General features: G+C 42.2%; 7 protein-coding genes and 1 pseudogene. 6 read left to right on the top strand and 2 right to left on the bottom strand.

Annotated elements, in window-relative coordinates; translation table 11 throughout:
• Together ACT3RN_RS05480 and ACT3RN_RS05475 are read left to right on the top strand one after the other, a co-directional pair.
• Positions 1–536: tetratricopeptide repeat protein (locus ACT3RN_RS05480; protein WP_444518518.1), on the top strand; the 536-nt coding region annotated here is incomplete at its 5' end.
• A gap of 41 nt (positions 537–577) precedes the next feature.
• Positions 578–688 (top strand): annotated as a pseudogene (locus ACT3RN_RS05475) (crotonase/enoyl-CoA hydratase family protein); the annotation flags it as partial.
• Positions 689–869: 181 nt separating this feature from the next.
• Here ACT3RN_RS05475 and ACT3RN_RS05470 read toward each other — a convergent pair.
• Positions 870–1,877 carry a hypothetical protein gene (locus ACT3RN_RS05470; protein ID WP_192520076.1) on the bottom strand — a complete coding sequence of 336 codons (1,008 nt, stop codon included), beginning with the start codon at positions 1,875–1,877 and terminating at the stop codon, positions 870–872.
• A gap of 465 nt (positions 1,878–2,342) precedes the next feature.
• Here ACT3RN_RS05470 and ACT3RN_RS05465 point away from each other — a divergent pair, with 465 nt between their 5' ends.
• Entirely contained in the window at positions 2,343–3,524 is a 1,182-nt protein-coding gene (locus tag ACT3RN_RS05465) for a MalY/PatB family protein (protein WP_192520077.1), read from the top strand.
• Positions 3,525–3,630: 106 nt separating this feature from the next.
• Here the strand turns inward: ACT3RN_RS05465 and ACT3RN_RS05460 are convergent, their stop codons facing one another.
• Entirely contained in the window at positions 3,631–5,499 is a 1,869-nt protein-coding gene (locus ACT3RN_RS05460; protein ID WP_444518517.1) for a BCCT family transporter, read from the bottom strand.
• A 486-nt stretch (positions 5,500–5,985) separates the two neighbouring features.
• On the opposite strand from ACT3RN_RS05460, the gene guaA reads away from it, so the two are divergent.
• The 3 genes from guaA to ACT3RN_RS05445 all read left to right on the top strand — a co-directional run bounded on the left by guaA (position 5,986) and on the right by ACT3RN_RS05445 (position 9,479).
• Positions 5,986–7,581, top strand: a complete 1,596-nt coding sequence (gene guaA, locus ACT3RN_RS05455; RefSeq protein ID WP_442062093.1) for a glutamine-hydrolyzing GMP synthase — start codon at positions 5,986–5,988, stop codon at positions 7,579–7,581.
• A 308-nt stretch (positions 7,582–7,889) separates the two neighbouring features.
• On the top strand, positions 7,890–8,615 hold the full coding sequence (locus ACT3RN_RS05450) for a zinc ribbon domain-containing protein (RefSeq protein WP_442069585.1): 726 nt from the start codon (positions 7,890–7,892) through the stop codon (positions 8,613–8,615).
• 51 nt (positions 8,616–8,666) lie between these two features.
• On the top strand, positions 8,667–9,479 hold the full coding sequence (locus ACT3RN_RS05445; RefSeq protein ID WP_442062087.1) for a hypothetical protein: 813 nt from the start codon (positions 8,667–8,669) through the stop codon (positions 9,477–9,479).
• The last annotated feature ends 109 nt before the right edge of the window (positions 9,480–9,588 follow it).

Raw genomic sequence — 9,588 nt, 5'->3', positions numbered from 1 at the left:
ATATTCTAGAAGCAAATATAGACACCCAAGGGATAATTGATGCTTGTCAGTACGCGGTATCAGAAAACCCTAATAACCCCTATGATATTTATCAATTAGCCCAAGCTTATTACAATCATAAGGATTATGCCCAAGCCTATGATTACTATCGTCAAGCTGCCGAGGATGGTTATGCCCCTGCCGAGCAAAGTCTGGGTAAGCTTTATAGGATGGGCCGCGGGGTTGTTCAATCTGATGCTGAAGCGGCGAAGTGGTTTTTGAAAGCGGCAAAGCAAGGAGACGTCCATGCGCAGTCTGATCTGGGCGGAATGTATTATCAAGGTCGTGGCGTGGTGCAATCTCATGAGCAAGCGCTAAAGTGGACATCATTGGCCGCCGAACAGGGTGATTCTTATGCTCAGTATAATGTGGGGCTTATCTATGAGACGGGTAGAGGCGTCACTCAGTCATACGAGAAAGCAATAGAGTGGTATCAAAAATCTGCCGATCAAGGCAATACTTCTGCGCAATCCAAACTGGACTACCTGCAACGTTAGTTTTATCTCAGCGATTATTTAACTATTAGGTAAAAAGCGGTGCATTTGCCAATATCCATAGCTATCTGCCGCTGCTCTTTCATTCAGAAGATGCAAAAGAGGGCGTAATGGCGATGGTTGAGAGACGTGAGGCTGGGTTTAAGGGGAGGTAGATGTCATTTGATAAGTAGAGTTAACGCTATATGTAGTTGCATTCAGTGCATAATGCAATTACCAATATATCTTCAAAAAGTAGTTAGGCGAGAACATAAATAGTCGTAGTTGATATCCGCTAAATCACTATAAATATCATAATTTTAGCTACCATTAGGAATTTATATTTGTTAGTAGGGTTTACGTATTATTTCTATCAAAGTCATGACTGTTAAACAAGGTGTTTATCTCACTCAACCAGCGTTTATCCAAGTTTTTAATAGGTTTGCCAATAGTGACTGCCTCATGTTTGGTGGTATTAGGATAAGCATTCATTAGCATCTGGTTAATATGGCTCATGGAGGTCGGTGTGACATGCTGGGCGCTATTATTAACGTATTGCTTCAGCGCTCGTAAGTTACGCAAGCGTTTTTCGGGTGTGTCTAAATGATCATAATTAGTGGTTTGATAGGCGCTTACAATTAAGACATCTGGTATGGTTTTTTCTAATAAATGTGCACACCAACGACTATGACCATCGATGACAATATGGCTGAGCATAGAACTTTGCCACCATAACAGTAAAGGCGGACAAGCTTTCTCTCTTATCTTTTTTCGCCACCACTTTACACGCCCATCATGAGCACAAGGTAAAGGTTTTAATGGTAATGGCGTACTTGGAGATTGGTTCCAATCTATTCTGATATGACTTTCTCTTGGATACTCAAAAGTATAATTACATTCTTGATGCAAAAAGCTCCAGTAATAGCGTGGGGTTAATTTAACTAAATTACTTTCAGCCTCTTGCATTGATTCAGGATTGAAGGGGGGTGTAATGCGCCAGTGCCCTTGGTGTAAAAAGCTGGCAGGAGTATTAATTAAAGCTTTTGCAAAGAAATTCGCCCAGTAGCGAGCAGGGTTGGATGGGTTAGCTTGTTTAAAGCTTTCAATATTCGCCGAAGTAATAGGATTAATAGGCATCTGTTGACGTAGCCAAAGTTTATTTGGACGGAAAAAATCTATATTATTATAATCTTCAGAAATTCTACCCCAATATAAAGTATGGTCATGACTACCTAATAAAAATCGTTGCTTCGCACCACCAGTAAACAGATGATAGTATGTTTCAAAGCTAGATGGGACATCAATTTGAGTGAACTGCCATTGTTCATAGGCATTTATATGCTCGTAAAAATAGGCACCTGACATTATTCATTTCCATTTTTAGTTTTTTAGATTGAAAAATAGTAAATCAGTTACTTAATTCTGATAAAACATCTATAAGGGTTATATCTATATTAGGGTATATTATCTAGGGCGTGTTCTTATCTAAAATGTAATGTTCAGATTGAGGACATGCTCTAGTACTCTAGATGATAATCTCACCAATAAAAGTGAACAGCTAAAATAAAATGAAATTTAGATAAATATTCGTCCAAATGCTAACAGATATTTGAAGGGAGTATTGTTTTTTATACTTTATTCAAGGTAGTAGATCATAGCGAATGGCAGGATTGGCTCCTGCATTTAGCTATTTAATCAACACGCAAATCCCTGCCAAATAATCTCGCATTAACCACATCGCATACCGATATCACAACCATAAAGCCATTGGCGATGACACCCTTCATGTTGTACCCTAAACCACTATTTTTATAATTAAGAAGAAACCCAATGCAATACAACTTTGATGAAATAATCGATAGAAGTAATACAGGCTCACTCAAGTGGCACTATACCGATGACACGATTCCGCTATGGGTCGCAGACATGGACTTTAAAGCCGCCCAACCTATTTTAGATTCAATTGAGCAAATCGTGCAGCATGGTATATTGGGCTATACCAAACCTACCGATGCCCTGTATGACTCGATTATTCAGTGGCATGGCAGTCGTTATGATTTGCCGCTGAAAAAGCAGAATATACTGTTTTCCCCCGGTGTCGTACCAAGCCTAGCGCTAATGATGAATGTCTTTACCGAAGTAGGTGAGGCAGTACTGGTCAACGATCCTATTTATACGCCGTTTATGAGTAAGGTTGAGCAGAATGGTCGTCGGCTCATAATCTCTGCGTTACAAGAGGTTGAGGGTAAGTATCAGCTGGATTTAGCCGATATCGAAGCCAAAATCATCGAGCATGACGTTAAGCTTTATCTGCTGTGCAACCCGCAAAATCCGGGCGGGCGTGTATGGACGACAGATGAGTTAGAAGCACTGCTTACGATTTGCAAAAAGCACAATGTAGCGATTGTCAGTGATGAGATTCATCAAGATTTGGCCTTGACTGGTCACACGTTTACGCCATTTCTAACCCTAGCTAAAGGCTATGAGCACAATGTAGTCAGCCTGACATCGATGACCAAAACCTTTAACATCGCGGGTATCAAAGGCTCTATGATATTTGCGACAGATGAAGCATTGGTCCAAAAAATCAGCCAACAGCAGCAGTTAAATGACGAATACGAGCTAAATCTATTTGCTTATACAGCGATGCGTGTGGCTTATGAGCAGGGCGGTGAGTGGCTGACGCAGGCGCTGAGTTATATTGAAGCCAATATTGAGTTAACCGTACAGTTTTTAAATCAGCACCTGCCTAAGATTAAGGTCATGCGTCCAGAAGCTTCGTACTTAATTTGGATAGATTGCTCAGCGTATGGTCAAGACGATCAAGTGCTATATGACACACTGCGAGCTGCCAAGGTTGAGCTGAGCGCAGGATTCAAATATGGTGAGGAAGGGCGTCTTAAAATGCGTATTAACGTGGCCTGTCCTAGAGCATTACTACTCGAAGGATTAAATCGTATGCATATGGCATTGAGTGAGATGACATTGAGTGAGTCAGCCGAAGCTATATAATTGACTGATATAGCGGACAAATAAAAAGGCTGAACTATCGATATAGTCCAGCCTTTTTTGGTGTTTTAGAATAATATCAAACGGCAACCATTGTGACGCTCAATGCTTAGTTATTATTTTCAGGGTTCTCCGCATTTTCAGTATCCTCACGCATCTGCTCCCACTCTTCATTTTGATGCAGGACTGAGCCTTCTAGTGCTTCTGAAGTTTCGCCTTCTTCCCACGGCGCATTGTCAGGTAGCTCTTCGATATGGATAGTTTTGACACTGTAGTCAGGTTGATACTCAAGGTCATACCGAGCGGCTTTAATCACAGATATCATCATCATACCCAAAATAATGATGAGCGGTGCACCAGCGAAAATAGACGCGGTTTGTAAAGTTTGTAGATCTCCTAAGAACATCAAGGTAGCGGGTAATAAACACAAAGTGAATGCCCAAAACAAGCGATTCCAACGATGCGGCTCATCATCCACTTCTTTTTGGACGACAGACGCCAATATATAAGAGATAGAGTCAAAGGTTGTGGCAGTAAAGATAATCGATAAAAAGGTAAATACCGCGATGACTAAATAAGACATCGGTAAGCTATTTAAGATAGCAAAGATGGCAGCGGTTGGAGATTCGTTATTGAGTACCGCCACTACATCGACCGCCCCCGTCAACTGTAAATACAGACCGTAATTGCCTAAGATAACCATAAACATAGCACAGCCAAGCGAGCCATAAAACATTGACCCTACTACCATATTACGTATCGTACGACCTCGCGAGATTTTGGCAATAAACAATCCAATCGTTGGTGCAAATACTAACCACCATGCCCAATAAAACACCGTCCAATCTTGTGGAAAGGTTGTGTGTTCAAAACCGAACTCTGGGAAGTCTTTGAATGGCTCGATATACGTCATCATGCGCGGCATTTCAGTGATAGAGCGCCCGATAGCCTCTAATCCAGTATTCAAAATAAAGACAGTTGGACCGACAACCAAAATGAATAATAAGAAAATGACAGCCAAGTAAAAGTTAATGTTAGAGAGCTTTTGGATGCCGCCTTTTAGCCCTTGATAGGCGCTATAAGCAAAAATTATAGTCGTGACTAATAACACGACAATCTGCATCGTGGTGTTACGTGGCAAACCAAATAGATTGTATAAGCCTTCATTGATCAGTGGAGATGCCAGACCGAGCGTTGTGGCGCCACCACCAACCATGCCGAAGATAAATAACACATCTAATAGCTTGGCCCAGTTGCTGCTTGCTAGCTTTTCGCCCAATAATGGCATGAGCGTTTGGCTAACTTTGAGTACCGGTTTTTGACGCACATAATAAAAATAAGCGATAGCCACAGCAGGTACCAAGTAGATAGACCAAGCCACGGGCCCCCAGTGAAAAATCCCGTAGGTAGTCGCCCAGCGTATGGCGTCAGGTGAGCCGCCAGGTAAATTAAAAGGAGGACCTTGATAATAGTAAGCCCACTCAATCAGACCCCAATAAAGGATACTGGCACCAATACCACCACAAAATAACATGGACGCCCAAGAAGAATCTGAAAACTCAGGTGTTTCTTCTGGGCGGCCTAGTTTGATCTTACCGATATCAGATATCACGATGTAGATCACAAACATTATGGATAGCGCGCCGAATGTGAGATAAGCAAAGCCAAAGTTATCTACTACAAAGCTGCGGGCTATGCCTACCCAAGCCTTGCCCTGCTCAGGGAACAGTATCAAAGGTATGGCGATACTAAACAGGATGACTAGCACCATAAAGAAAGTGAATTTATCGATACGGGTGTCAGGTACGTGGTCAGGACGCCACTGTGGTACTGACATACCGACATCAAACGTACCTAAGTGCGGAGGCTTGTGATGCTTTGATCGTGCTTTTACATAATCTGGTAGGTATTCTTTCGAAGATTTGCTTGTGCCCTTATTTGGTTTTTGGTTGTCTTGATCATGATCAAGGTTGTTCATTTTTTTCTCCATAATGTGACGTTACTGTTTTAGCTTTCTCAGCGCTCCTAGGGTTAGAAATTCCTTTTTTTTGTACGTGTTATATAGCCCATGACAAACATTCGGCTATTCGAAAAATCATCGTCGTCTACAGCGCCTGACCAGTTAAATACTACTAGGCAGGCGCTATTAGATGATTGCCAATTTAATCGTTATTGCTGATTAATTAAAAGCAGATTGACTAAAAGCGATCAACTAAGAGTAGATTGGCTATAGTATAGTAACGGTAAATGAGAGGTTTTGTTTGATTAGTTTCATATATCACTCTAATCAATAAGTTTTAGTTTTCCTTAACACTGGTCTTTTAATCGGTTGTTTTCCTGCTTTGGTGCTCCATGAATTTAAATATTTATGCATAACTGTTAATAATCGAACATCTAATAGCCAATAGAGGGCGTAAACTTGTTAAAATAGGGCACCAATTTATCTATTGATGGACATCGATTTATGACCACAACTGCTGCCACTCCTACTATTAAAGAAGACCGCATCTTAATTCTCGATTTTGGCTCGCAATACAGTCAGTTAATCGCTCGCCGTGTGCGCGATTCTGGGGTGTTTTGTGAGATGTTCCCTTATGATATCGATGCTCAGCGCATCATCGATTTTGGCGCAAAAGGCGTTATCCTATCGGGTGGCCCTGAGAGCGTCCATGCTGAAGACAGCCCACGTATCAACGACGCTGTGTTTGATTTGGGTGTGCCAGTACTGGGTATTTGCTACGGTATGCAAGCGATGGCAGATCGTTTCGGTGGGCAGGTTCATGCCAGTGATATCCATGAGTTTGGCGCAGCGACGATCAATATCGATGGTACCTCTACCTTGATCGATGGCATTGAAGACGCTGCTGGCACGCTCAATGTCTGGATGAGTCATGGTGATAAGGTTATCGAAGCGCCTAAAGGCTTTGACATCGTGGCTAGCACGCCAAGCTGTCCGATTGCGATTATGGCCAATGATGACAAGCAATATTACGGTCTACAGTTCCATCCAGAGGTAACGCATACGCTACAAGGTCAGGAATTGCTTGGTCGTTTCGTTCATCAAATCTGCGACTGTGCAGGCGACTGGACGCCAGACAATATCGCTGATATGCGTATCGCCCAGCTAAAAGAGCAAATCGGTGACAAGCAAGTATTGCTAGGTCTATCGGGCGGTGTCGATAGCTCAGTTGTTGCAGCGTTATTGCACAAAGCCATTGGCGATCAGCTGACTTGTGTATTCGTCGATAATGGTCTATTGCGTCTGCACGAAGGCGATCAAGTCATGCAAATCTTTGCCGAAAACATGGGCGTAAAAGTCGTGCGTGTTGATGCAGAAGATTTGTTTTTAAATGCGCTAGCGGGCGAGTCTGATCCAGAAAAGAAACGCAAAATCATCGGTAAAACCTTCATTGACGTATTCGCGGATAGCGCGCGTCAAGTGAGTGAGCAGAGCGATGGTAAAGTCGTTGAATTCTTAGCACAAGGTACGATTTATCCAGATGTCATCGAATCCGCTAAATCACATCAAGGCAAAGCGCACGTGATCAAGAGCCATCACAACGTAGGCGGTTTGCCAGATGACTTGGCATTCAAATTGATTGAGCCGTTACGTGATTTGTTTAAAGACGAAGTGCGCAAGCTTGGTATCACGCTTGGCTTACCAGCCAAAATGATCTATCGCCACCCGTTCCCAGGTCCAGGTTTGGGCGTGCGTATCCTTGGCGAAGTCAAAAAAGAATACGCTGACGTGTTACGTTTAGCTGATGCGATATTTATGCAAGAGCTTGAGCGTTCAGGCTGGTATGACAAGACGGCACAAGCATTTGCGGTATTCCAACCGATCAAATCAGTGGGCGTGGTCGGTGATGGCCGCCGTTATGCATGGGTCATCGCGCTACGTGCGGTCGAGACGGTAGACTTTATGACCGCTCGCTTTGCGCATCTGCCGTATGATTTGATCGAGACGGTATCGAACCGCATTATGAATGAAATCGCTGAAGTATCACGTGTGACTTATGATGTGTCGAGCAAGCCGCCTGCAACGATTGAGTGGGAATAAGCTGTTTAAGTATTCTAAACGGTAACTTTGTTAACCTCGCTAGATGTACAAACACGTACTATCTGCGCTCGGTTGCCTTGTTACCATCTTAGACTACGTAAACTTATCTAATAGTTTTTCAACTCAAATTTTTTGAGTTGATATACAACTTATCGTCGATAAAAACACTCAACTTGGTTGGGTGTTTTTTTTGGTTCAAATAAGTAGGTAGCTAAGAAGATTATAGTTTTCCATTGAACATTTGTTTTTATTATCTATAATGTAGTCGACTTTAATTGGTTTTCTTTGCCTGTCATTACAGGCGCAGGATGCTAGAAAATTTATATTTATTAGAACTAAGGGCTAAAATGCTTTGTAACAGCTGCAATCAAGAAAACGCAAACGAGTCAGCTTTCTGCTCAAGTTGTGGTCACAACCTTTCTGACACTCAAGGACAAACACCGCCACCGCTTACTGCCGTCAATATCTCAAAAGATGCGCAAAGCCCACAAAACACATTATCTTATGACTCTGAGACAGCTGATACTTTACTAGCTGCCTTTGTCGGTGAACGGTATGATAGTTTTTACCGTGCCAAATGGTTTAAGGATAGTGAGCCACGCATAGAAGTCAATAAGGATGGTTCGAGCATTCATAGTTTTAATATTGCTGGACTTCTTTTGGGAGCATCTTGGTTGTGTTATCGTAAAATGTACCTAGAAGCCTTTTGTATTGTAGTTGGTATTAATGCGGTCGACTTGGTTCTAATGTATATGCTTGGTATGGAAACCTATAACTCTATTGGTCAAACCAGCTTTTTTATCGGATGGGCTGTACTTACAGGTATGTTGGGTAATTATTTTTACTTTAGTCATAGCGTTAGAAATATAAAAACAGTTATGAGAGGTACAGCAGATCCAGCTACGCTTGAACAGGCGTTAGCGGAAAAAGGTGGCACGTCATGGGTTGGCGCAATGGTGGGTAGTATATTGGTGGTATTACTATCAATGGCTATATCCTACTTATTTGCCCCTGATTGGTTTTGGTTGGTGTAGTTTGTCTGATAAATAAAGATAGTGCCAAATTAAAAAGGTGGACAACTAACGATGAACTCATTAACACAAGCATTCGATTTGGAACTAACGGATAAAGATCATGGACAAGGTTGGGCCTTTGGCCGCCCAGTCGGCATCACTACAGATCAATGGCCACGAAGTAGAATACACGGTCTACCGATGGCGCATTTATGGACGATATTAGTGCCTGAAGCGTATCGGGTAAAAGGTAAAGATCTTGTGGCCATCTCTTTTTTTCAAGCGGAAGATGCCTTTGAAGATAGGGTGGATGGTGTTGAAGACATGCTTACTAATTCTACCGAGATGAATAATATAGATGCTAATGAATTTTGGGCGTCATTGAGTTGTTACGTCAACCATCGCCATCCTCAAGAAACCTATCTGGAAGATATTATTGGTGGTAGTTGGGCATTGATTTGGCTGACCAAGGATGAGTTTGAAGGTAAGTCCACACCGCTGCCTAATAAAGAAAATAGTATACATCCAGACTATGAGGTAGATGAGTGGGGTAGTACCTGTTTCGCCAAAGATGCACCTGCTCAGTTTATTCAGCACGTTGTCCGAACAGATGATCCTAATGTTGGAAAGGTGCTCGATGAGTGGCCAAATGAAGATGATGTGAACGCCTATATTCCGATGTTCTCTGAAAAAGGGGAGGCGTTAAAGCTTAATAGGTTTCATGCAAAAAACCACTTTGGCGGTACGGCTAATCCCATTCAGGGCATGCCAGAATTTAGCCCTTTTTATATTGAATTTGAAGAAGAGTTTGGTGATGCCAATATGGGTGGTGGTAATGGCCAAATTGATTTGCTGAATGATCAGTTTGACTGGGCGTGTGGTTAGGTGTTGGTAGTGTAGAAATAGTTGCATTTAATCGTAAGTCATCCGCTCCATATTAATTTCATCCTTATTTCATCTTACTTATAACAGACTCACGCTAAGATATTAGCAA

The organism is Psychrobacter sp. AOP5-GZ1-6 (assembly GCF_052376345.1).
In the GTDB taxonomy this organism is placed as follows: domain Bacteria; phylum Pseudomonadota; class Gammaproteobacteria; order Pseudomonadales; family Moraxellaceae; genus Psychrobacter.
The sequence above is the reverse complement of the archived record's forward strand: the minus strand, read 5'-3'. Positions and strand labels throughout refer to the sequence as shown.

Bases quoted from the DNA above. Each gene is read 5' to 3' on its own strand.
- ACT3RN_RS05470 (WP_192520076.1), bottom strand. From the start codon at position 1,877: ATGTCAGGTGCCTATTTTTACGAGCATATAAATGCCTATGAACAATGG.
- ACT3RN_RS05460 (WP_444518517.1), bottom strand. From the start codon at position 5,499: ATGAACAACCTTGATCATGATCAAGACAACCAAAAACCAAATAAGGGC.
- ACT3RN_RS05450 (WP_442069585.1), top strand. From the start codon at position 7,890: ATGCTAGAAAATTTATATTTATTAGAACTAAGGGCTAAAATGCTTTGT.
- ACT3RN_RS05465 (WP_192520077.1), top strand. From the start codon at position 2,343: ATGCAATACAACTTTGATGAAATAATCGATAGAAGTAATACAGGCTCA.
- ACT3RN_RS05445 (WP_442062087.1), top strand. From the start codon at position 8,667: ATGAACTCATTAACACAAGCATTCGATTTGGAACTAACGGATAAAGAT.
- guaA (WP_442062093.1), top strand. From the start codon at position 5,986: ATGACCACAACTGCTGCCACTCCTACTATTAAAGAAGACCGCATCTTA.